19 protein-coding genes are annotated in these 23,663 nt (G+C 63.5%); all 19 read right to left on the bottom strand.

The window, feature by feature from the left end; translation table 11 throughout:
- Nucleotides 1–62 precede the first annotated feature (62 nt).
- The 19 genes from rpsQ to rpoB all read right to left on the bottom strand — a co-directional run bounded on the left by rpsQ (nt 63) and on the right by rpoB (nt 23,297).
- Nucleotides 63–311, bottom strand: a complete 249-nt coding sequence (rpsQ, locus tag I6F20_RS02025; RefSeq protein ID WP_024342452.1) for a 30S ribosomal protein S17 — start codon at nt 309–311, stop codon at nt 63–65.
- 13 nt (nt 312–324) lie between these two features.
- Nucleotides 325–531 (bottom strand): 50S ribosomal protein L29, encoded by a 207-nt coding sequence (gene rpmC, locus I6F20_RS02020; RefSeq protein WP_025036989.1) that lies wholly within the window; start codon nt 529–531, stop codon nt 325–327.
- Nucleotides 532–536: 5 nt separating this feature from the next.
- Entirely contained in the window at nt 537–950 is a 414-nt protein-coding gene (gene rplP, locus I6F20_RS02015) for a 50S ribosomal protein L16 (RefSeq protein ID WP_008136349.1), read from the bottom strand.
- 30 nt (nt 951–980) lie between these two features.
- Nucleotides 981–1,706 (bottom strand): 30S ribosomal protein S3, encoded by a 726-nt coding sequence (gene rpsC, locus I6F20_RS02010; RefSeq protein ID WP_036011029.1) that lies wholly within the window; start codon nt 1,704–1,706, stop codon nt 981–983.
- A gap of 17 nt (nt 1,707–1,723) precedes the next feature.
- Nucleotides 1,724–2,110: a 50S ribosomal protein L22 gene (gene rplV, locus I6F20_RS02005; RefSeq protein WP_008549264.1), complete on the bottom strand. Its 387-nt coding sequence runs from the start codon at nt 2,108–2,110 to the stop codon at nt 1,724–1,726.
- Between the two features lie 10 nt (nt 2,111–2,120).
- Nucleotides 2,121–2,399, bottom strand: coding sequence for a 30S ribosomal protein S19 (rpsS, locus tag I6F20_RS02000; protein ID WP_008136357.1), 279 nt, complete (start codon nt 2,397–2,399; stop codon nt 2,121–2,123).
- Between the two features lie 12 nt (nt 2,400–2,411).
- The gene (gene rplB / locus I6F20_RS01995; RefSeq protein WP_024342450.1) at nt 2,412–3,245 is read right to left on the bottom strand and encodes a 50S ribosomal protein L2; all 834 of its coding nucleotides are present in this window, start codon (nt 3,243–3,245) and stop codon (nt 2,412–2,414) included.
- A gap of 12 nt (nt 3,246–3,257) precedes the next feature.
- Nucleotides 3,258–3,560, bottom strand: coding sequence for a 50S ribosomal protein L23 (locus I6F20_RS01990; RefSeq protein WP_025036992.1), 303 nt, complete (start codon nt 3,558–3,560; stop codon nt 3,258–3,260).
- Nucleotides 3,557–4,177, bottom strand: coding sequence for a 50S ribosomal protein L4 (gene rplD / locus I6F20_RS01985; RefSeq protein WP_225124899.1), 621 nt, complete (start codon nt 4,175–4,177; stop codon nt 3,557–3,559). The genes I6F20_RS01990 and rplD overlap by 4 nt, the downstream gene beginning before the upstream one ends.
- A 1-nt stretch (nt 4,178) precedes the next feature.
- Nucleotides 4,179–4,892 (bottom strand): 50S ribosomal protein L3, encoded by a 714-nt coding sequence (gene rplC / locus I6F20_RS01980; protein ID WP_025036993.1) that lies wholly within the window; start codon nt 4,890–4,892, stop codon nt 4,179–4,181.
- 52 nt (nt 4,893–4,944) lie between these two features.
- The gene (rpsJ, locus tag I6F20_RS01975) at nt 4,945–5,253 is read right to left on the bottom strand and encodes a 30S ribosomal protein S10 (protein ID WP_002712302.1); all 309 of its coding nucleotides are present in this window, start codon (nt 5,251–5,253) and stop codon (nt 4,945–4,947) included.
- An 81-nt stretch (nt 5,254–5,334) separates the two neighbouring features.
- On the bottom strand, nt 5,335–6,525 hold the full coding sequence (gene tuf / locus I6F20_RS01970; protein WP_025036994.1) for an elongation factor Tu: 1,191 nt from the start codon (nt 6,523–6,525) through the stop codon (nt 5,335–5,337).
- Between the two features lie 40 nt (nt 6,526–6,565).
- Nucleotides 6,566–8,638 carry an elongation factor G gene (gene fusA, locus I6F20_RS01965; RefSeq protein WP_036027596.1) on the bottom strand — a complete coding sequence of 691 codons (2,073 nt, stop codon included), beginning with the start codon at nt 8,636–8,638 and terminating at the stop codon, nt 6,566–6,568.
- A gap of 33 nt (nt 8,639–8,671) precedes the next feature.
- Nucleotides 8,672–9,142, bottom strand: coding sequence for a 30S ribosomal protein S7 (gene rpsG, locus I6F20_RS01960; protein ID WP_018647239.1), 471 nt, complete (start codon nt 9,140–9,142; stop codon nt 8,672–8,674).
- Between the two features lie 15 nt (nt 9,143–9,157).
- Complete coding sequence (rpsL, locus tag I6F20_RS01955; RefSeq protein WP_007603006.1) at nt 9,158–9,529, bottom strand: 30S ribosomal protein S12; 372 nt, start codon at nt 9,527–9,529, stop codon at nt 9,158–9,160.
- Between the two features lie 897 nt (nt 9,530–10,426).
- Nucleotides 10,427–12,472: an ABC transporter ATP-binding protein gene (locus I6F20_RS01950; protein WP_225124897.1), complete on the bottom strand. Its 2,046-nt coding sequence runs from the start codon at nt 12,470–12,472 to the stop codon at nt 10,427–10,429.
- A 134-nt stretch (nt 12,473–12,606) separates the two neighbouring features.
- Entirely contained in the window at nt 12,607–14,661 is a 2,055-nt protein-coding gene (locus I6F20_RS01945; protein ID WP_225124895.1) for an FAD-dependent oxidoreductase, read from the bottom strand.
- Between the two features lie 185 nt (nt 14,662–14,846).
- Nucleotides 14,847–19,043: a DNA-directed RNA polymerase subunit beta' gene (gene rpoC / locus I6F20_RS01940; RefSeq protein ID WP_036011015.1), complete on the bottom strand. Its 4,197-nt coding sequence runs from the start codon at nt 19,041–19,043 to the stop codon at nt 14,847–14,849.
- 129 nt (nt 19,044–19,172) lie between these two features.
- Nucleotides 19,173–23,297: a DNA-directed RNA polymerase subunit beta gene (gene rpoB / locus I6F20_RS01935; RefSeq protein ID WP_036011012.1), complete on the bottom strand. Its 4,125-nt coding sequence runs from the start codon at nt 23,295–23,297 to the stop codon at nt 19,173–19,175.
- Nucleotides 23,298–23,663: the final 366 nt, after the last annotated feature.

Below are 23,663 nucleotides of genomic sequence, written 5' to 3'. Positions count from 1 at the left end.
CTTTGCGCCAGCCCAGCCGGCGCTCAACATTTCCCTGAAGTCAGTCGGCTAAAGCCAACAGATCAGGCGCTTTTCTTGTGTTCGCCCCGGATCACGACCCAGCGCTTCAACTTCGAAATCGGCTTCGTTTCCTCGATCCACACCATGTCGCCCGGCTTGAACTGGTTGCTCTCGTCGTGCGCGTGATAGTTCTTCGAACGGCGGATCGTCTTCTTGTAGATCGGGTGCGTGAAGCGGCGGTCGACGCGCACCACGATGGTCTTGGCTTGCTTGTCGCTGACGACCACGCCCTGCAAAGTACGTTTCGGCATCTTCGTAAGCCTCTTACTTCTTCTTCGCGCGCGTCTGCGCGGCGATGGTCTTGATCCGGGCGATGTCGCGGCGGGCCTCGCGCAGGCGCGAGGTGTTCTCGAGCTGCCCGGTGGCGCGCTGGAAGCGCAGGTTGAAGCGCTCCTTCTTCAGGTTCAGGATGGCCTCATCCTGCTGGTCGGGGCTCATCGCGCGGATGTCTTCGATCTTCATCTGTGCCATGGCCATTACTCCGCAATGCGCTCGACGAAGCGCGTCTTGATCGGCAGCTTGGCGGCCGCCAGGGTCAGCGCCTCACGCGCCGTCTGGGTGTTGACGCCGTCGATCTCGAACAGCACCCGGCCCGGCTTGACGCGCGCGACCCACAATTCCGGCGAACCCTTGCCGGAGCCCATGCGGACTTCGGCCGGCTTCTTCGACACCGGAACGTCGGGGAACACGCGGATCCAGACGCGGCCGGCGCGCTTCATGTGGCGGGTCAGCGCGCGGCGGGCGGCTTCGATCTGGCGCGCGGTGACGCGCTCAGGCTCGGTCGCCTTCAGGCCGAACTGGCCGAACGCCAACGTCGCGCCCGAAGACGCAACGCCGTGGATGCGGCCCTTATGCGCCTTCCGGAACTTCGTTTTCTTAGGTTGCATCATGGCTTTAAGCCCTCAAATTCCTGTCTGGCCTTAGGCAGCGGCCGTCTCGCGGCGCTGACGGCCACCGCGATCGCCACTGCCGCCGGTCTCGCCTTCGGCCATTCTCTTGTCCTGGGCCATCGGATCGTGCTCGAGGATCTCGCCCTTGAAGATCCAGACCTTGACGCCGCAGGTGCCGAAGGTCGTGAACGCGGTCGCAACGCCGTAGTCGATGTCGGCACGCAGCGTGTGCAGCGGCACGCGGCCTTCGCGGTACCACTCCATGCGCGCGATTTCCGCACCGCCCAGACGTCCCGAGCAGTTGATGCGGATGCCCTCCGCGCCGAGACGCATTGCCGACTGCACGGCGCGCTTCATGGCACGGCGGAACGCCACGCGGCGCTCGAGCTGCTGCGCGATCGATTCGGCCACCAGCGTCGCATCGAGCTCCGGCTTGCGGATCTCGACGATGTTGATGACGACGTCGGACGAGGTGATGTCCGCGACCCTCTTGCGCAGCTTGTCGATGTCGGCGCCCTTCTTGCCGATCACCACGCCCGGACGGGCCGAGTGGATGGTGACGCGGCACTTCTTGTGCGGACGCTCGATCACGATGCGGGCGACGGCCGCCTGCTTGAGCTCCTTGTGCAGGATCTCGCGAATCTTGACGTCCTCGTGCAGCAGCTTGCCGTATTCCTGCTTGCCGGCGAACCAGCGGGAATCCCAGGTCCGGTTGATGCCGAGACGCAGACCGATCGGATTGATCTTTTGACCCATCGTGTTCTCCTGCGCCCTTAAGCGGCGGCTTCAGCTTCGACCTGACGAACGATGATCGTCAGCTGCGAAAACGGTTTGTAGACACGGCCCGAGCGGCCGCGGCCGCGGGCGGCGAAGCGCTTCATCACGAGGCCATTGCCGACGAAGGCCTGCGCCACGACGAGATCGTCGACGTCGAGGTCGTGGTTGTTCTCGGCGTTGGCGATCGCCGATTCCAGGCACTTCTTCACGTCGACCGCGATCCGCTTGCGCGAAAACTGCAGGTCGGCGAGCGCGGCAGACGCCTTCCGGCCGCGAATGAGCTGGGCGACCAGGTTGAGCTTCTGGGGGCTCACCCGCAGCATCCGGGCGACCGCCTTGGCCTCGTTGTCGGCGAGGCTCCGTTCGCGCTTAGGTTTGCTCATCGTTTAATCCTCAAGCCTTCTTGGCTTTCTTGTCGCCGGAGTGGCCATGGAAGGTCCGGGTCGGCGAGAACTCGCCGAACTTGTGACCGACCATTTCCTCGTTCACGGCCACCGGCACGTGCTTCTGACCGTTGTAGACGCCGAAGGTCAGGCCGACGAATTGCGGCAGGATCGTCGAGCGACGGCTCCAGATCTTGATAACGTCGTGACGGCCGGACGCGCGCGCGGCATCTGCCTTCTTGAGCAGAGAACCCTCGACGAACGGGCCTTTCCAGACTGAACGAACCATGTCCGGCGTTCCTTACTTCTTCCGCTTGTGGCGGCTTAGGAGAATGAATTTGTTGGTCGACTTGTTGGTGCGGGTCTTCTTGCCCTTGGTCGGCTTGCCCCACGGGGTGACCGGGTGGCGGCCGCCCGAGGTACGACCTTCACCACCGCCGTGCGGATGGTCGATCGGGTTCATCGCGACACCGCGGTTGTGCGGCCTGCGGCCCATCCAACGCTTACGACCGGCCTTGCCGATCGAGGTGTTCATGTGATCCGGGTTCGACACCGCGCCGATCGTGCCGCGGCAACGACCATGCACGAGGCGCTGCTCGCCCGAGTTCAGGCGGATGATGACGTAATCCTGGTCACGGCCGACGAGCTGGGCGTAGGTGCCGGCGGAACGCGCCAGCTGGCCGCCCTTGCCGATCTTGACCTCGATGTTGTGGATGATCGTGCCGACCGGCATGTTGCCGAGCGGCATGACGTTGCCCGGCTTCACGTCGACGTAATTGCCGGCGATGATCGTGTCACCCACCGCCAGGCGCTGCGGCGCCAGGATGTAGGCCTGCTCGCCGTCCTGATACTTGATCAGGGCGATGAAACCGGTGCGATTGGGATCATACTCGAGACGCTCGACGGTCGCGGGCACGTCGATTTTCTCACGCTTGAAGTCGACGGTACGCAGCGTCTGCTTGTGACCACCGCCGCGGAAGCGCACGGTGATGCGGCCGGTGTTGTTGCGGCCGCCCGAGGACTTCTTGCCTTCGGTGAGCGCCTTGACCGGCTTGCCCTTGTAGAGGGCCGAACGATCGACCATGACCAGCTGGCGCTGGCCCGGCGTCGTGGGATTGAATGTCTTCAGTGCCATCGTCGTACGACCTTACAGACCGGTGGTGACGTCGATCCGGTGACCCTCTTCGAGGGTCACGATCGCGCGTTTGCTGTTCGACTGCGAGCCGATGGTGCCGCGGAAGGCCTTGACCTTGCCCTTGCGGACCAGCGTGTTGACGCTCTTGACCTTGACGTCGAACAGCTTCTCGATCGCTTCCTTGATCTGCGGCTTGGTCGCCTTGGCGGCCACCTTGAACAGCACCTTGTTGTGCTCCGAGGCGATCGTCGCCTTTTCGGTCACGACCGGCGACAGGATCACGTCGTAGTGGCGAGGCTCGATGTTCTTGCTCATTTGAAGCGCGCCTCCAGCGCATCGATGGCGGCCTTGGTCAGAACGAGCTTCTGACGGCGCAGGATGTCATAGACGTTGATGCCCTGGATCGGCAGCACGTCCATGTTCGGGATGTTGCGAGCCGCAGCGGCGAAGCCGTTGTTGAGCTCGGCACCGTCGATGATCAGCGCGTTGGTGAGGCCGAGGCCCGAGAAGTGGCCGAGCAGCGCCTTGGTCTTGGCGGCTTCCAGCGCGGCCTTCTCGATCACGACGAGATCGCCGTCCTTGGCCTTGGCCGAGAGCGCATGCTTCAGAGCGAGCGCACGGACCTTCTTCGGCAGGTCGGTGGCGTGCGAACGCACCACCGGACCGAAGGCACGACCGCCGCCGCGGAACTGCGGCACGCGGGCCGAGCCGTGACGAGCACCGCCGGTGCCCTTCTGCTTGTACATCTTCTTGCCGGTGCGCCAGATCTCGGCGCGGCCCTTGGTCTTGTGCGTGCCGGCCTGGCGCTTGTTGAGCTGCCACTGCACGCAGCGCGCGATGATGTCCTCGCGCGGCTCGAGGCCGAAAATGGCGTCGGAGAGCTGGACGGAGCCGGCTTCCTTACCTTCGAGGGTGGTGACCTTCAATTCCATCTCACGCCTCCTGCGCAGCCGGAGCGGCTTCCGCGTCGCCAGCAACCTTGAACTTGCCGGGCTTCGGGGCTTCCTTCGGCAGCGGCTTCTTGACGGCGTCGCGCACGCGGATCCAGCCGCCCTTGGAGCCGGGAACGGCGCCTTCGACGAGGATCAGGCCGCGCTCGACATCGGTCTGGACGACGCGAAGGTTGAGCGTGGTGATGCGATCGACACCCATGTGGCCGGGCATCTTCTTGTTCTTCCAGGTCTTGCCGGGGTCCTGACGGCCACCGGTCGAACCGATCGAGCGGTGCGAGATCGACACACCGTGCGTGGCGCGCAGACCGCCGAAGTTCCAGCGCTTCATGCCGCCGGCGAAGCCCTTACCGACCGAAGTGCCGGTGACGTCGACGAACTGGCCGACGACGAAGTGGTCGGCCTGGATCTCGGCGCCGACCGGGATCATGGCGTCCGCGGTGACACGGAATTCCTCGACCCGGCGCTTCGGCTCGACCTTGGCGACCGCGAACTGGCCGCGCTCGGCCTTCGGCATGTAAACGGTCTTGCGGCTGCCCGAACCGAGCTGGAGCGCGACGTAACCGTTCTTCTCTTCGGTGCGGTGGCCTACGACCTGGCAATTGCCGAGCTTCAGCACGGTCACGGGGATATGTTCGCCGGCCTCCGTGAAGACCCGCGTCATCCCGACCTTTTGTGCGATCACTCCGGAGCGCATCGGCTTGCTTCCTGTTCTCTTTGTCCGCTTTTGGCGAACGGGATCCAAAATCTTAGAGCTTGATCTCGACGTCGACACCGGCGGCCAGGTCGAGCTTCATCAAAGCATCGACGGTCTGCGGGGTCGGATCGACGATGTCGAGCAGGCGCTTGTGAGTGCGCATCTCGAACTGTTCGCGGCTCTTCTTGTCGACGTGGGGCGAACGGTTGACGGTGAACTTCTCGATGCGGGTGGGCAGCGGAATGGGTCCGCGGACCTGCGCGCCGGTGCGCTTCGCCGTGTTCACGATCTCACGGGTCGACGTATCGAGGATACGATGGTCGAACGCCTTGAGACGGATACGAATGTTTTGGCCGTTCATTGCCGAATCTTTCTTAGTGAGTGGCGAGTAGCGAATAGCGAATAGAAACTATTCGCCACTCGCCATTCCCTATTCGCGTTGTTACTCGATGATCGAGGCGACGACGCCGGCGCCGACCGTGCGGCCGCCTTCGCGGATCGCGAAGCGGAGCTTCTCTTCCATCGCGATCGGCACGATCAGGTGCACTTCCATCGCGATGTTGTCGCCCGGCATCACCATCTCGGTGCCTTCCGGCAGGTGCACGACACCGGTCACGTCGGTGGTGCGGAAGTAGAACTGCGGACGGTAGTTGGTGAAGAACGGGGTGTGGCGACCGCCCTCTTCCTTGGTGAGGATGTAGGCCTCGGCCTTGAACTTGGTGTGCGGCTTGACCGAACCCGGCTTGGCCAGAACCTGGCCGCGCTCGACGTCTTCGCGCTTGGTGCCGCGGAGCAGCGCGCCGATGTTGTCGCCGGCCTGACCCTGATCGAGCAGCTTGCGGAACATTTCGACGCCGGTGACGGTGGTCTTCTGGGTGGCGCGGAGACCGACGATCTCGATTTCCTCGCCGACCTTGACGACGCCGCGCTCGACACGGCCGGTCACGACGGTGCCGCGGCCCGAGATCGAGAACACGTCTTCAACCGGCATCAGGAACGGCTGGTCGATCGGACGCTCCGGCTGCGGGATGTACTCGTCGACGTTCTTCATCAGCTCGAGGATGGCGTCGTGGCCGAGCTTCTTGTCGGAGTCTTCGAGAGCGGCGAGCGCCGAACCCTTGATGATCGGAATCTTGTCGCCGGGGAATTCGTACTTGGAAAGCAGCTCGCGGACTTCGAGCTCGACGAGCTCGAGCAGCTCCGGATCGTCGACCATGTCGCACTTGTTGAGGAACACGACGAGCGCGGGCACACCGACCTGGCGGGCGAGCAGGATGTGCTCGCGGGTCTGCGGCATCGGGCCGTCAGCGGCCGACACAACCAGGATCGCGCCGTCCATCTGGGCAGCGCCGGTGATCATGTTCTTTACGTAGTCGGCGTGGCCGGGGCAGTCGACGTGGGCGTAGTGGCGGTTCGGCGTCTCGTACTCGACGTGCGCGGTCGAGATGGTGATGCCGCGGGCCTTCTCTTCCGGCGCCTTGTCGATCTGGTCGTACGCGGTGAACGTCGCACCGCCGGCTTCGGCGAGAACCTTGGTGATCGCCGCGGTCAGCGACGTCTTGCCATGGTCGACGTGACCGATGGTGCCGATGTTGCAGTGCGGCTTGGTACGTTCAAACTTTGCTTTGGCCATTTGACTCTCCGTTCAATCGTCAGCTTTCAACCGACGACAATCAGGCAAACTTCTTCTGGACTTCTGCCGACACGTTGGCCGGCGCTTCTGCGTAGTGATCGAACTGCATGGTGAAGGTCGCGCGACCCTGGCTCATCGAGCGCAGATTGTTCACGTAACCGAACATGTTCATGAGCGGCACCATCGCGTTGATGACGTTGGCGTTGCCGCGCATGTCCTGCCCCTGGATCTGACCGCGCCGGGAATTCAGGTCGCCGATGACCGAGCCGGTGTAGTCTTCCGGGGTCACCACCTCGACCTTCATGATCGGCTCGAGCAGGACCGACTTGCCCATCTGCAGCGCTTCGCGGAAGCAGGCGCGCGAGGCGATTTCGAAGGCGAGCGCCGATGAGTCGACGTCGTGATACTTGCCGTCGACCAGCTGCACCTTGACGTCGACCACGGGGAAGCCCGCGACCACGCCGGACGACAGCACGCTCTCCAGGCCCTTCTCGACGCCCGGGATGTATTCCTTCGGCACCGCGCCACCGACGATCTTCGATTCGAACTCGAAGCCCTTGCCGGCTTCGTTCGGCTCGACGATGAACGACACGGCCGCGAACTGGCCGGTACCGCCGGTCTGCTTCTTGTGGGTATAGCTGTGCTCCACCCGCTTGGTGATGCGCTCACGGAACGCCACCTGCGGCGCGCCGATGTTGGCGTCGACCTTGTAGGTGCGCTTGAGGATGTCGACCTTGATGTCGAGGTGGAGTTCGCCCATGCCCTTGAGGATGGTCTGGCCGGACTCGTGGTCGGTCGACACGCGGAAGGACGGATCCTCCGCGGCGAGCTTGGCCAGCGCCACGCCCAGCTTCTCCTGGTCGGCCTTGGACTTCGGCTCGATCGCGATCTCGATGACCGGCTCGGGGAACTCCATCTTCTCCAGGATCACCTGCTTGTCGGGATCGCACAGCGTGTCACCGGTGCGCGCTTCCTTCAGACCGGCCAGCGCGACGATGTCGCCGGCATAGGCTTCCTTGATGTCCTCGCGGTTGTTCGCATGCATCAACAGCATGCGCCCGATCCGCTCCTTCTTCTCGCGGGTCGAGTTCACGACGCCGGTGCCGCTCTGCAGGATGCCGGAATAGATGCGGCAGAAGGTGATGGTGCCGACGAACGGGTCGTCCATGATCTTGAACGCGAGCAGCGCTAGCGGCTCCTTGTCGTCCGCCTTGCGCACGACCTCGTTGCCCTTGTCGTCGGTGCCCTTGATCGCGGGCACGTCGAGCGGCGACGGCAGATAGTCGACCACGGCGTCGAGCAGCGGCTGCACGCCCTTGTTCTTGAAGGCCGAGCCGCACAGCACGGGATAAAACGCGCCGGTCAGCACCGCCTTGCGGATCAGGCGCTTCAGGGTCGCCTCGTCCGGCTCCTTGCCATCGAGATAGGCGGCCATGGCATCGTCGTCGAGCTCGACGGCGGCTTCCACCATCTTCTCGCGGTATTCCTTGGCCTGGTCGGCAAGGTCTTCCGGAATATCGACATAATCGAACTTGGCACCGAGCGATTCATCGTTCCAGACGACGCCCTTCATCTTCACGAGGTCGACGAGACCCTTGAAGTTGTTCTCGGCACCGATCGGAAGCTGGATCGCGACGGGCTTGGCGCCCAGACGGTCGACGATGTCCGCCAGACACTTGAAGAAGTCGGCACCGATCTTGTCCATCTTGTTGGCGAAGACGATGCGCGGAACCTTGTACTTGTCGCCCTGGCGCCAGACGGTCTCGGTCTGAGGCTCGACGCCCTGGTTGGAGTCGAGCACGCAGACGGCACCGTCGAGCACGCGGAGCGAACGCTCGACTTCGATGGTGAAGTCGACGTGACCGGGAGTGTCGATGATGTTCAGGCGCTTGCCGTTCCAGAACGCGGTGGTCGCAGCCGAGGTGATCGTGATGCCACGCTCCTGCTCCTGCTCCATCCAGTCCATCGTCGCGGCACCTTCGTGCACTTCGCCGATCTTGTGGCTCTTGCCGGTGTAATAGAGGATGCGCTCGGTCGTCGTGGTCTTGCCGGCGTCGATATGCGCCATGATACCGAAGTTACGGTAGTCCTCGATGGCATGTTGGCGGGGCATAGGGTGTTCCTTGCGAGTCCGTTTGTTTCGCCGTTACCAGCGATAGTGCGAGAAGGCGCGGTTGGCTTCCGCCATCCGGTGCACGTCTTCGCGCTTCTTGACGGCGTTCCCCCGGTTGTTCGATGCGTCCAAGAGCTCCGCCGAGAGCCGCTCGGTCATGGTCTTCTCGTTGCGCTCGCGCGCAGCCGCGATCAGCCAGCGAATGCCGAGCGCCTGCCGGCGGGTCGAGCGGACCTCGACCGGAACCTGGTAGGTCGCGCCGCCGACGCGGCGGGAGCGGACCTCGATGGTCGGCATGACGTTCTCGAGCGCCTGCTCGAACACGCCGAGCGGGTTCTGCTTGGTCTTGGATTCGATGATGCCGAACGCACCATAGACGATGCCTTCCGCAACCGACTTCTTGCCGGCGTACATCACCGAGTTCATGAACTTCGTGACGATGATGTTCCCGAACTTCGGATCCGGAAGAACTTCGCGCTTTTCCGCAGAGTGGCGACGAGACATAGGCTTGGTTCCCGCTTACTTCGGACGCTTGGCGCCGTACTTCGAACGACGCTGCTTACGGTTCTTGACGCCCTGGGTGTCCAGAACGCCGCGGAGGATGTGATAGCGCACGCCCGGCAAGTCCTTGACGCGGCCGCCGCGGATCATGACCACCGAGTGCTCCTGGAGGTTATGGCCCTCGCCGGGGATGTAGCCGATCACCTCGAAGCCGTTGGTCAGGCGCACCTTGGCAACCTTACGAAGCGCCGAGTTCGGCTTCTTCGGGGTCGTGGTGTAGACGCGCGTGCAAACACCACGCTTCTGCGGCGACTGCTGCAGCGCCGGCACCTTCTTGCGCGACTTCTGCACTTCCCGCGGTTGAGCGATCAGCTGGTTGATCGTCGGCATTCTGGCCTTCACCCTTTTTCTGCTGCGGCCCCTCTCGGGTCCGCTGTCTTGCCGCGGCCCGTCACCGGGTCCGCAAATTCTGCTCGAGCTACCCGCCCGAACGGGCCGCCTGGCGCGAAAGACCCGCGCAAAGCGAAATTGCGCCAACCGCTCCATCAACGAGCGGAAAGCGCTTCGACGCCACAGAGGACCGCAGTCTCGAAGCCGTTCAGCGTAACGCCGCGGCCCGCGCACTGAGGTCATGCATCCGAATTCGATCTCAAGAGAACGTGCTCGAGAGAACTAAAGTCGCACTGGCATTGCCTAGCTATGATCGACAGCGTTTGAGCGGCATTCGTCGAGGTTGGTGCCCGTCTTTGCGACCCCTGGCAGATCTAGTCTTTGGGGATCAACGGGTGGCCCGTTCCGACGCTGGCGATGCTCACCGCCTGTCGTTAAGTGAGGCGCTTTCTATAAGTGGGAATCGGTCAAGTCAAGGTGAAACGACAGTCACAAAGCGCTTCATGCGCCTGCAAAAAATCGCCTCTTCGCCGCCTCCCCGCGCCTGCCTGATATAGGACCGAGGCGACTGACCTGCCAGATCTGAGAACAATTATACCCGGGTTTAATGTAGTTTTATTACCAAACTGAGGGGCTTTTTTCCTGCCTGCGCTCAGTTTGCTGGCTGGTGGCCGGTCTGCCAGCTTTTCCCGGCCCGCCGCGATGCCCGGTGTGACGGGGCTTCAGCCCGGACTGGTCGATCCGCGAATGGCTCTTGCCCCAAACCATGTGTGCGAAAAAACGCGGCGCGCGGCGGCCGAACGCCTTGCATCAGAGAATCGACGAGTCGACGCTGAACCGCGCGTTGCCGTGAGACGAGACGATCAGACGCGGCCGCTCGAAGCTCACCGCCCGCGGTTACTCCTCCTCGTCGTCCTCATCGTCATCGAGGTCTTCGTCCTCGTCGTCATCATTGCGGTCGGCGTCGGCGTGAGCTGCCGCGCCATGGGGCTGGTGGATCTGGTCGTTCCACAGCTTGCGATAGGTGCCATTCTTGGCGAGCAACTCGGCATGGGAACCGCGCTCGATCGCCCTGCCCCCTGAAATCACGATGATCTCGTCCATCTCGACCACCGAGGTCAGGCGGTGGGTCGACCAGATCATGGTGCGGCCCTTGGCGACCTTGAGCAGTGTGCGGTTGATCGCGGCCTCAGTGGTCTGGTCCAGCGCCGAAGTGGCTTCGTCCAGCAGCAGCACGGAGGGGTTGCGAATGATCGCGCGCGCGATCGCGATGCGCTGGCGCTGGCCGCCCGACAGTGTGTCACCGCGCTCGCCGACCGGCGTGTCGTAGCGCTGCGGCAGGCTCATGATGTAGCGGTGGATCTCGGCCTTCTTGGCCGCCTCCTCCACCTCCTCGTCGGTTGCGCCCTCCTTGCCGAGCCGGATGTTCTCGCGGATCGACATGTTGAACAGCATGTTCTCCTGGAACACCACCGCCATGCTCCGGCGCAGCGAGTCCAGCGTCACCTTGCGGACGTCGACGCCGTCGATGGTGACGCGGCCTTCGTCGGGCACGTAGAGCCGCAGGATCAGATTGAGCAGCGTGCTCTTGCCGGAGCCGCTCGGACCGACGATCGCGATGCGCTTGCCGGCATCGAGCTTGAGGCTGAGATTGTCCAGCACCGGCGTCTGACCACCCTCGTACTGGAAGGTGACGTGATCGAATGTAATGTCGTGGGTGATGCGCGGTAGATCGGGCGCGCCCGGCCGATCGGCGCTGCGGGTCGGCTCGTCGAGCAATTCCTGAATGTGGCGGATCGCGGCGGCCGAGGAGATCGACACCGGGATGAAATGCATCACATGGGCGATGTTGTAGGAGACCTCCCAGAACGCGCTCTCGAAAGTGACGAAGGTGCCGATGGTGATATGGCCCTTGGTCGCCAGATACGCGCCGATCGCGAGCACCACAAGGTGCAGGAGGAGCACCGAGATGGTGACTGTCCGCTCCACCATGGTCGAGAGGAATGTGGCCGAGGCCATCTTGTTGCGGGTCTCGTCGTTGCGCAACCGGAAGAAGCCGAACATCTTGCGTTGCAGGCTGAACGCCTTGATGACCGCCTGGGCGGCCACGTTCTCCTGGACTTGGCCCAGCAACGCCGATTCATTGAGCTTCTGTTCGTAATTGGCCTGCACCGCCTTCGGCGTCAGGATCCGCGGGCCGATCAGCGTGATCGGGAACACCAGCAGCGCGACGACGGCGAGCTGCCAGTTGAGGAACAGCATCAGGATGATGCCGGCGATCAGCTCCAGGAACGGCAGCGCGGCACTGTTGGCGAACGTCTTGACCGAGCCTTCGAAGGCCGAGAGATCGACCGAGAAGCGCGACAGGATCTCGCCGCGCCTGGTGCGGCCGAAATAGGCGGCGGGCAGGTCCTGGACGTGCTCGAACAGGCGTGTGCGGACATCGGAGATGATGCAAGCGGCAAGTCGCGCGTCCCAGCGTTCGTACCAGACTGCAACGATCGAGGTGAAAATGCCGGCGACGGCGAGCACGCCGAGGATCTTGTAGAGCGCCTGAAAATCCTCCTCGCCGAGCGCATCGTCGATCAGGAACTTGAGGCTGAGCGGCATGATGACGTTGAACAACGTCTCGACCACGACGCCGAATGCCACGAATGACAGCATCCGCTTGTAGTTGGAGAGATAGGGCTTGACGAACCCGACAATGGTCGCAAGGGCCCCGGCGGCTTCGCGCGCGGTAAAGACGACGAGGTCCTCGTCCTCATCGTCCTCGTCGAGCTCCAGCTCGTCATCCCCCTCGTCTTCGGCGTCCTCGTCGTCCTTGAGATCCGGCTTGGCAGCGTCGGCGAGCTTGCCATCGAGCCCGGCCGCCTCCTCCGCGGCGAGCTTCTGTTGATCGGGAGATAGAGGCTTGTCGCCAGGCAAGAAAGGCTTGGATGCCATGAAACCAACCGATGCTGACGGCCGGCATGACCGCAGAGAACGCAGGAAATAGCGGCAACCGCTATTGCACCGATTCTATGCGATCAAGATGAATTCGGCAAAACAATTGGCGAATTCGGTTGGCGTCCCCCGGGCTAGTCCTCGTCCTCGACCTTGTCGAAGAAGGAGTAGCGCAAGCTGTCCGCGTCGGCGTACCACTGCCCCGGCCCCTTGTTGGCGGCGAGCGTCGCCTCCCACAGCGCATCGGTGCAATCCTTGCGGTGCATCGACAGGTCGAAGCCGTTGCCGAAGAACAGTTCGGACCATTCCCACCAGGTGCCGAGCTTCTTGACTCCGCGCAAGAGGTCGTAGCGGTCGATCAATGCCGGCGCCATGTCCGAGGTGATGGAGCCGAACACGAGGCCGGTCTTGACCACGCGGTTGAGCTCGCGGATCGCGCGGACCACTTGCTTCGGGGAAACGTGGCAGAGGCTGGTCTCGAACACGAAGTCGAAGGTGCCGTCCTTGAACGGCATGTCGGTGATCGTGCCGAGCTTGTTGTACTTCTTCAACGCTTTCGGCGTCCTGGCGTGGATCGCGCGGTTGTTTTCGATTCCCCATGCATCGATGCCGCGATCGCGCAGGGCGCCGACCAGTTCGCCGCTGGCGGAGCCCGCGACCAGCAGCTTGGCGCGCGCCGCCCTGCCCCAGACGATGCCGATCAGCTTCGTCAGGTAGTCGGGATCGGTGAAGTGCCGCCACGCCTGATGATAGGGGCCGAGACCGCGATAATTCTCGAAATATTTGCGATCGATCTTGTCCGAGAGCGGCTTGTCGTCCTGCGCGCGCTGGCGGCGCAGGCGCATCATCTCGGTCAGGATGATGTCGGTCGCCGCGTCCGAGGAATCCAGCAGGCCGTTCAGCGTCGAATCGAACAGATAGTCGCCGACCACCACGATGCCGGGGTGCTCCTTCGGCTCGGGCCGGTGATTGGTCATGACGTCGGGCGCGGGCAAACCACCAGGCAGCGCGTTCACCGAGGACAGCCAGCGGTGGATCTTGCCTTCCATGAAGTGCAGACGCGCATCGCCGAGAGAAGCCGGCAGCGATTTCAGGGCGGCCTCGATCAGCTCCTGGTCCGACAGATTGGCAAAAGCCAGCGCATCGGAGCCGGGAATGAGCCAATTCAGAACACCATGCTTGCCGACGTCGTGACGTGCGCCCTCGTTGTAGACGCAGCAGCCGCCGAAGGCTTCCGACATGAACCAGGCGCCCGGAATCTTGTCGCCCCAGAACGGCTCGTCGAACAGGATCGAGACGCGCAGATAGTGCGCGGGCCGGTCGAAATAGGCCACGTGCTTGACCATCGACCTGCGCAGCTGCTCGCCCTCCCAGCCGAGAGTGGCGAGCCAGGAATGCGGCAGGCAGACTAGCACGAGATCGAAGTCACGGGTCTCCGGCCCCTTGCCGTTCATCATCTTGAGCTGATACCGGCCGGTCGGCGCCTTGCCGACGGTGAGCACGCGGTGATTGAGCTGGATGTCGGCATTGACCTCCGACTGCAGGCATTCGATCAGCTGCTCGTTGCCGTTCTGGATGGAATAGAGGCCGATATAGCCGTCGACGTCCATCAGATAGTTCTTGAGCGCGTTGAGCCCGTTGGTGTTGTGGCTCTCGGTCGCGATGTCGGAACGCGCCATCACCTTGAAGAAGCGCTTTGCGGTGACGTCCTCGACCTCCTCGTCGAGCACCTGCTCGGCGGTCTTGTAGGCCCAGGGATGTTCGTTGTCGTGCGCGCCGACGCCCTCGTAATATTCCACCGGCGACATCACCTCGGCGCAGCGCTTGCGGAAGGCTTCGATCGCGGCGGCAGTCTTGGCGCCGTATTTGCGGCGCATGCCGGGAACGTCGTTGAGCAGCTCACCGCCGAACTGCACCTGCTCGGCATCCATCGGAATGGTCTGAAGGCCGAAATGCTGGATCAGCTCGCGCAGCGGATCCGGGCCTGTCATCGAGTAGTCGTAGATCTCGGCAACGCCGGCCTCGTACATCGCGGGCGCCGAATCGAACTTGCGGGTGGCGATCTTTCCGCCAAGCCTGTCGGAGGCCTCGTAGATGGTAACGCGGCAGAGGTCGCCGAGCTTGCGCTTCAGGTACCAGGCGCTCATCAGCCCGCCGGGGCCGCCGCCTACGATTGCGAGATCAAGCATGAGAGTTCCGTGGTCTTCCGGCCCTGCCCCCTTGGCGGGACCACCGGTCTAAGGCGCCATAGCACAAGCGCTTTTGCGGCTGAAGGAAAGATGAACAAAGCTTGATCCCGCATCGCAATAAAGCAGCAAAAAGGCCGGCAAAAGCCGGCCTTTTCATTGTCCTCGGTATTCCTACGGATGAACGATCACTCCGCGGGCGGCAGCGCAGGAAGCTCGGCTTCCGGCGCCGGCGACACGACGGCGGCCTGCTTCTCGCGCTCGTCCAGGATCAGCTTGTCGCGCTTCATGGCGACTTCGCGGATCTTGGCCATGGAGGCGCCGGTGCCCGCCGGGATCAGCCGGCCGACGATGACGTTCTCCTTGAGGCCTTCGAGCGGATCGATCTTGCCGTTGACCGCCGCCTCGGTGAGGACGCGGGTGGTCTCCTGGAACGATGCCGCCGAGAAGAAGGAGCGGGTCTGGAGGCTCGCCTTGGTGATGCCGAGCAGAACCGGCGTTCCCGTGGCGGGCTTCTTGCCCTCTTCCTTGGCCTTCACGTTCAGCGCGTCGAACTCGATCTTGTCGACCTGCTCGCCGGAGATCATGTCCGTGTCGCCCTGGTCGGTGATTTCCACCTTCTGGAGCATCTGACGGACAATCACCTCGATGTGCTTGTCGTTGATGAGCACGCCCTGCAGCCGGTAGACCTCCTGGATCTCGTTGACCAGATAGGCAGCGAGCTCCTCGATGCCCTTGACCGCGAGGATGTCGTGCGGCGCCGGGTTGCCTTCCACGATGAAGTCGCCCTTTTCGACGACGTCGCCGTCCTGAAGGTGGATGTGCTTGCCCTTCGGGATCAGGTACTCGCGCGGCTCGTCGGTCTTGTCCATCGGCTCGATCGAGATGCGACGCTTGTTCTTGTAGTCGCGCCCGAACCGGATGGTGCCCGCGATTTCGGCGATGATCGCCGCATCCTTCGGGCGCCGAGCCTCGAACAGTTCCGCCACCCGCGGCAGACCGCCGGTGATGTCACGCGTCTTGGCGCTTTCGGTCGAGACACGGGCGAGGATGTCGCCCGGCTGGACCTTGGCTCCGATGTCGACCGAGAGAATGGCGTCGACCGACAGCATGTAGCGGGCATCGCCGCCACGGGCGAGCTTGAGCACCTTGCCGTCCTTGCCCTTCACCACGATGGCCGGACGCAGGTCCGAGCCGCCGCGCGTCGAACGCCAGTCGATGACCACGCGCTTGGCGATACCGGTGGCCTCGTCGAGCGTTTCCGAGATCGACTGCCCCTCGACCAGATCCTCGAAGCCGATGGTTCCTTCGACCTCGGTGAGCAGCGGACGGGTGTAGGGATCCCATTCGACGATGCGCTGGCCGCGCTTGACCATGTCGCCCTCGTCGACGTGCAGACGCGAACCGTACTGGATACGGTGCGTCGCACGCTCGGTGCCGTCGGCATCGACGATCGCGACAACCATGTTGCGCACCATCGCGATCAGGTGACCTTCGCTGTTGCGGGCGATGGCCTTGTTCCTGATCACGATCTTGCCGTCGAAGTTGGCTTCGACGAAGGACTGCTCGTTGAGCTGCGCCGCACCGCCGATGTGGAAGGTGCGCATGGTGAGCTGGGTGCCCGGCTCGCCGATCGACTGCGCCGCGATGACGCCAACCGCTTCGCCGTGGTTGACCGGCGTGCCGCGGGCGAGGTCGCGGCCGTAGCACTTGCCGCAGATGCCGTTGACGAGCTCGCAGGTCAGCGCCGAGCGGATCTTCACCTCCTGGATGCCGGCCTGATGGATGGCATCCACGTGGCTCTCTTCCATCAGCGTATCGCGCTTGACGATCACCTGGCCCGAGCTGTCACGCACGTCTTCGCAGGCCGTGCGTCCGAGGATGCGCGAGCCGAGCGAGGCGACCACGGTACCGGCGTCGACGATGGCGCGCATCTTGATGCCGAGCTTGGTGCCGCAGTCGCTCTGCGTGATGATGCAGTCCTGCGCCACGTCGACGAGACGACGGGTCAGGTAGCCGGAGTTCGCGGTCTTCAACGCGGTGTCCGCGAGGCCCTTGCGGGCGCCGTGGGTCGAGTTGAAGTACTCGAGCACCGAGAGGCCTTCCTTGAAGTTCGAGATGATCGGCGTCTCGATGATCTCGCCCGACGGCTTGGCCATCAGGCCGCGCATGCCGGCGAGCTGGCGCATCTGGGCCGGCGAACCGCGGGCACCGGAGTGAGCCATCATGTAGATCGAGTTGATGTCGGCGTCGGCTCCGCTCGCCGTCTTCTTGGTGGCGGAGATCTCCTTCATCATCGCCTTGGCGATTTCTTCCGTGGCCTTCGACCAGGCGTCGACGACCTTGTTGTACTTCTCGCCATGGGTGATCAGGCCGTCGTTGTACTGCTGCTCGAAATCCTTCGCCAGCGTACGAGTGGTGTCGACGATCTTCCACTTGCCGTGCGGCACGACCATGTCGTCCTTGCCGAACGAGATGCCGGCCTTGAACGCGTTGTAGAAGCCGAGCGCCATGATGCGGTCGCAGAAGATCACCGTCTCCTTCTGGCCGCAGTGGCGGTAGACCTGGTCGATGACGCCGGAGATCTCGCGCTTGGTCATCAGCTTGTTGATGATCTCGTAGGAGATGCGCGGGTTCTTCGGCAGCAGATTGCCGAGCATGACGCGGCCGGCGGTGGTCTCGATCCAGCGCTTGGAGACCTTGCCGGTCTCGTCCATGCCTTCCCACCGGTACTTGATCTTGGTGTGGAGGTGGATGACCTTCGCGTGCAGCGCATGCTCGAGCTCGGCCATGTCGCCGAACACCTTGCCCTCGCCGGGCAGGCCTTCGCGCATGATCGAGACGTAGTACAGACCGAGCACGATGTCCTGCGACGGCACGATGATCGGCTGGCCGTTCGCGGGATGCAGGATGTTGTTGGTCGACATCATCAGGACGCGCGCTTCCAGCTGCGCTTCGAGCGACAGCGGAACGTGCACGGCCATCTGGTCGCCGTCGAAGTCGGCGTTGAACGCGGAGCAGACCAGCGGGTGAAGCTGGATCGCCTTGCCCTCGATCAGCACGGGCTCGAATGCCTGAATGCCGAGGCGGTGCAGCGTCGGGGCGCGGTTGAGCAGCACCGGATGCTCGCGGATCACCTCGTCCAGGATGTCCCAGACCTCGGGCCGTTCCTTCTCGACCAGCTTCTTGGCCTGCTTCACGGTGGTGGACAGGCCCTTGGCGTCGAGCCGCGAATAGATGAACGGCTTGAACAGCTCGAGCGCCATCTTCTTCGGCAGGCCGCACTGATGCAGGCGCAGTTCGGGACCGACCACGATCACCGAACGGCCCGAATAGTCGACGCGCTTGCCGAGCAGGTTCTGGCGGAAGCGGCCCTGCTTGCCCTTGAGCATGTCGGCGAGCGACTTCAGCGGACGCTTGTTGGCGCCGGTGATGACGCGGCCGCGGCGGCCGTTGTCGAACAGCGCATCGACCGCTTCCTGAAGCATGCGCTTCTCGTTGCGGATGATGATGTCGGGCGCGCGCAGCTCCATCAGCCGCTTCAAGCGGTTGTTGCGGTTGATGACGCGGCGATAGAGGTCGTTGAGATCAGAGGTCGCGAAACGGCCGCCGTCCAGCGGCACCAGCGGACGCAGATCCGGCGGAATCACCGGGATCACGGTCATGATCATCCATTCCGGCTTGTTGCCGGAATGGCGGAACGCTTCCACGATCTTCAGACGCTTGGCGAGCTTCTTGTGCTTGATGTCGGAGTCGGTCTCCTGCATCTCGGCACGCAGCGAGGCCTCGAGCTTCTCGAGGTCCATGCCCTTGAGCAGCTCGCGGATCGCCTCGGCGCCGATCATGGCGGTGAAGCTGTCCTGGCCGTACTCGTCCTGCGCCTTCAGATACTCGTCTTCCGACAGCAGCTGACGGTCCTTTAGCGCGGTGAGGCCCGGCTCGAGCACGACGTAATATTCGAAGTAGAGGATCCGCTCGAGATCCTTCAGCGTCATGTCGAGCAGGAGGCCGATGCGCGAGGGCAGCGACTTCAGGAACCAGATGTGCGCGACGGGGGCTGCGAGCTCGATATGACCCATGCGCTCGCGCCGGACGCGCGACAGCGTGACCTCGACCGAGCACTTCTCGCAGATGATGCCCTTGTACTTCATGCGCTTGTACTTGCCGCACAAGCACTCGTAGTCCTTGATCGGCCCGAAGATGCGGGCGCAGAACAGGCCGTCGCGCTCGGGTTTGAAGGTACGATAGTTGATGGTCTCCGGCTTCTTGATCTCGCCGTAGGACCAGGACAGAATCTTCTCTGGAGACGCGATCGAGATCCGGATCTGGTCGAAGACCTGAGCCGGCGTCGTCGGGTTGAAGAGATTCATAATTTCTTGGTTCATCGTCTTCTCCTCGCGTGCCGGTCGCCTCCGGCCGCAAATTCGAAAATCACTTCTGCATGGCGCCCTGCCCTCAAGGCCTCGGGCGGGGCGCCGATGCCCGGCCGCGAAGGCCGGGCATGACAGGTCGAATTACTCGGCCGCTTCCGACGTCGGCGCCGGTCCCATCTTGGAGTTGTGCAGGTCGACGTTGAGGCCGAGCGAGCGCATTTCCTTGACCAGCACGTTGAACGATTCCGGAATACCGGCCTCGAACGTGTCGTCGCCGCGCACGATCGCCTCGTACACCTTGGTACGGCCGGCGACGTCGTCCGACTTCACCGTCAGCATCTCCTGGAGCGTGTACGCCGCGCCGTAAGCCTCGAGCGCCCACACCTCCATTTCGCCGAAGCGCTGGCCGCCGAACTGCGCCTTGCCGCCCAGCGGCTGCTGGGTGACGAGCGAGTACGGACCGATCGAACGCGCATGGATCTTGTCGTCGACCAGATGGTGCAGCTTGAGCATGTAGATGTAGCCCACCGTCACCTTGCGATCGAACGGATCGCCGGTGCGGCCGTCATAGACGGTCGACTGACCCGAAGCGTCGAGACCGGCGAGCTTCAGCATCTCCTCGATATCGGCTTCCTTGGCACCGTCGAACACCGGGGTTGCGATCGGCACGCCGCGGCTGAGGTTATGGCCGAGTTCGAGCAGCTCGTTGTCGTTGAGCGACTTGATCGTCTCGTCCTCGCCGTAGACCTTCTTCAAGGTCTCCTTCAGCGGCTTGATGTCCTGCCTCGACAGGTACGCATCGACGGTCTGGCCGATACGCTTGCCGAGGCCGGCGCAGGCCCAGCCGAGATGGGTCTCGAGGATCTGTCCGACGTTCATGCGCGAAGGCACGCCGAGCGGATTGAGCACGATGTCGGCATGCGTGCCGTCTTCGAGGAACGGCATGTCCTCGATCGGCACGATCTTCGACACCACGCCCTTGTTGCCGTGGCGGCCGGCCATCTTGTCGCCGGGCTGGATCTTGCGCTTCACCGCGACGAAGACCTTGACCATCTTCATCACGCCGGGCGGCAATTCGTCACCGCGCTGAAGCTTCTCGACCTTGTCGAGGAAGCGCTGTTCCAGTCCCTTCTTCGACTCGTCGTACTGCTTCCGCATGGCCTCGATCTCGGCCATCAGCTTGTCGTTCGGCGAAGCGAACAGCCACCATTGCGACTTCGGATACTCCTCGAGCACCGCACGGGTGATCTTGGTGTCCTTCTTGAAGCCCTTGGGACCTGCAATGCCCTGCCGCCCCTCGAGCAGCTCGGCAAGACGGTTGTAGACGTTGCGGTCCAGGATCGCCTGCTCGTCGTCGCGGTCCTTGGCGAGGCGCTCGATCTCCTCCCGCTCGATCGCCAGCGCACGCTCGTCCTTGTCGACGCCGTGGCGGTTGAACACGCGCACTTCGACGATGGTGCCCTGCACGCCCGGGGGAACGCGCAGCGAGGTGTCCCGGACGTCGGAGGCCTTCTCGCCGAAGATGGCGCGCAGCAGCTTCTCTTCCGGCGTCATCGGGCTTTCGCCCTTCGGCGTGATCTTGCCGACCAGGATGTCGCCGGCGCGCACTTCCGCGCCGATGTAGACGATACCGGCTTCGTCGAGGTTCTTCAGCGCTTCTTCCGAGACGTTCGGAATGTCGCGGGTGATTTCCTCAGGTCCGAGCTTGGTGTCGCGGGCCATCACCTCGAACTCCTCGATGTGGATCGAGGTGAAGACGTCCTCCTTCACGATCCGCTCGGAGAGCAGGATCGAGTCTTCGAAGTTGTAGCCGTTCCACGGCATGAACGCGACCAGCACGTTGCGGCCGAGCGCGAGCTCGCCGAGATCGGTCGAAGGACCGTCGGCGATGATGTCGCCCTTCCTGACGACGTCGCCGACCTTCACCAGCGGACGCTGGTTGATGCAGGTCGACTGGTTCGAGCGCTGGTACTTCATGAGGCGGTAGATATCGACGCCCGACTTGGTCGGATCGAGATCTTCCGTGGCGCGGATGACGACGCGGGTCGCATCGATCTGGTCGATCACGCCCGAACGGCGCGCCGCGATCGCAGCGCCCGAGTCACGGGCAACCACGCCCTCCATGCCGGTGCCGACGAACGGCGCCTCGGCGCGAACCAGCGGCACCGCCTGGCGCTGCATGTTCGAGCCCATCAGCGCGCGGTTGGCGTCGTCGTTCTCGAGGAACGGGATCAGCGCCGCGGCGACCGAAACGAGCTGCTTCGGCGACACGTCCATGTAGTCGACCTTGTCGGGCGTCATCGGCACGACGTCGCGGGTGCCGCTCGAACGGCAGACCACGAGGTCTTCGGTGAAGCGGCCCTTGGCGTCGACCGGCACGTTGGCCTGGGCCACGGAATAGCGCCCTTCCTCCATCGCCGACAGGTACACGACCTCGTCGGTGACACGGCCATCCTTGACCTTGCGATACGGCGTCTCGACGAAGCCGTACTTGTTCACGCGCGCGAAGGTCGCGAGCGAGTTGATCAGGCCGATGTTCGGACCTTCCGGCGTCTCGATCGGGCAGATGCGGCCGTAATGCGTCGGGTGCACGTCGCGCACCTCGAAGCCGGCGCGCTCGCGCGTGAGACCGCCCGGTCCGAGCGCCGAGAGGCGGCGCTTGTGGGTGATCTCGCTGAGCGGGTTGGTCTGGTCCATGAACTGCGAGAGCTGCGAGGAGCCGAAGAACTCGCGCACCGCGGCGGCGGCCGGCTTGGCGTTGATCAGGTCCTGCGGCATGACCGTGTCGATGTCGACCGAGGACATGCGCTCCTTGATCGCGCGCTCCATGCGCAACAGGCCGATGCGGTACTGGTTCTCCATGAGCTCGCCGACCGAACGCACGCGGCGGTTGCCGAGATGGTCGATGTCGTCGATCTCGCCCTTGCCGTCGCGCAGATCCACCAGCGTCTTGATGACGGAGAGGATGTCCTCCTTGCGCAGCGTGCGCTGGGTGTCGGGCGCATCGAGGTCGAGGCGCATGTTCATCTTGACGCGGCCGACCGCGGAGAGGTCGTAGCGCTCGGCGTCGAAGAACAGCGACTGGAACATGGCCTGCGCCGATTCCAGCGTCGGCGGCTCGCCCGGACGCATCACGCGGTAGATGTCGAACAGCGCGTCCTCGCGCGTCATGTTCTTGTCGGCCGAGAGCGTGTTGCGGATGTAGGGGCCGACATTGACGTGGTCGATGTCGAGCAGCGGCAGTTCTTTGTAGCCCTGCTCGTTGAGCGCCTTCATCAGCTTGTCGGTGATCTCCTCACCGGCCTCGGCGTGGATCTCACCGGTCTTGGGGTTGACGAGATCCTCGGCGACGTAGTTGCCGACCAGCTCCTCGTCGGCCATGCGCAGCGCCTTCAGCCCCTTCTCCTGGAGCTGGCGGGCGGCGCGGACGGTGAGCTTCTTGCCGGCCTCGAGCACGACCTTGCCGGTGTCGGCATCGATCAGGTCGTTGACCGTGGAGTAGCCGCGGAAGCGGTTGGCGTCGAACGGAACGCGCCAGCCTTCCTTGGTCCGCTTGTAGAGAATCTTCTTGTAGAACGTGGACAGGATCGCCTCGCCGTCGAGGCCGAGGGCGAACATCAGCGACGTCACCGGAATCTTGCGGCGACGGTCGATACGCGCATAGACGATGTCCTTGGCGTCGAACTCGATGTCGAGCCAGGAGCCGCGATACGGGATGACGCGGGCGGCGAACAGCAGCTTGCCCGAGGAATGGGTCTTGCCCTTGTCGTGGTCGAAGAACACGCCGGGCGAACGGTGCATCTGCGAGACGATGACGCGCTCGGTGCCGTTGACGATGAAGGTGCCGTTCATCGTCATGAGCGGGATGTCGCCCATGTAGACGTCCTGCTCCTTGATGTCCTTCACCGACTTCGCGCCGGTTTCCTCGTCGATATCGAACACGATGAGGCGCAGCGTCACCTTGAGGGGCGCAGCGAAGGTCATGCCGCGCTGGCGGCACTCGTCGACGTCGTATTTCGGCTGCTCGAACTCGTAGCGGACGAATTCCAGCATCGAGGTGCCGGAGAAGTCGGAGATCGGAAACACCGAGCGGAACACCGCCTGCAGACCCTCGTCGAGACGTCCGCCCTGGGGTTCGTCCACCATCAGGAACTGGTCATAGGACGCCTTCTGAACCTCGATGAGGTTCGGCATCTCGGCGACTTCCTTGATGTGTCCGAAGAACTTGCGAACGCGTTTGCGACCGGTGAATGTCTGCTGCGCCATCGTGGCCTCTCATTTTCGTCGCCCGCCCTGGGCGCACCGTCCGGACCGCGGCTGCCACCGCTTTCCGGGTTGAATTTTCGAACCCGTCTTGGGGGGCCGGAGACGCAGTTTCAGGCGCCGATGTCCTGAATCTGTTCTTCAGACCTTCAAAACGCAAAACGACGCGCGGGGCGCAGATGCGCGCCCGCCCGTCACAACGATCATCTTCACGGACTGCAAAAGCCCGAAATAGCCTGCTCTCCCAACGGCTTACAGGGAAATCCGGCATCCCTGCCCACCGCGCTTTCGTGCTGCCGACCCGATATGGGGCGACAATAGTGCAGATTCGAGGGTCAAACCCTCAAATCCCCACACTTTTTCGTGTTT

This window comes from Bradyrhizobium sp. IC3123 (assembly GCF_020193625.1).
GTDB lineage: Bacteria > Pseudomonadota > Alphaproteobacteria > Rhizobiales > Xanthobacteraceae > Bradyrhizobium > Bradyrhizobium yuanmingense.
This window is presented reverse-complemented; position numbering and strand designations above follow the sequence as displayed.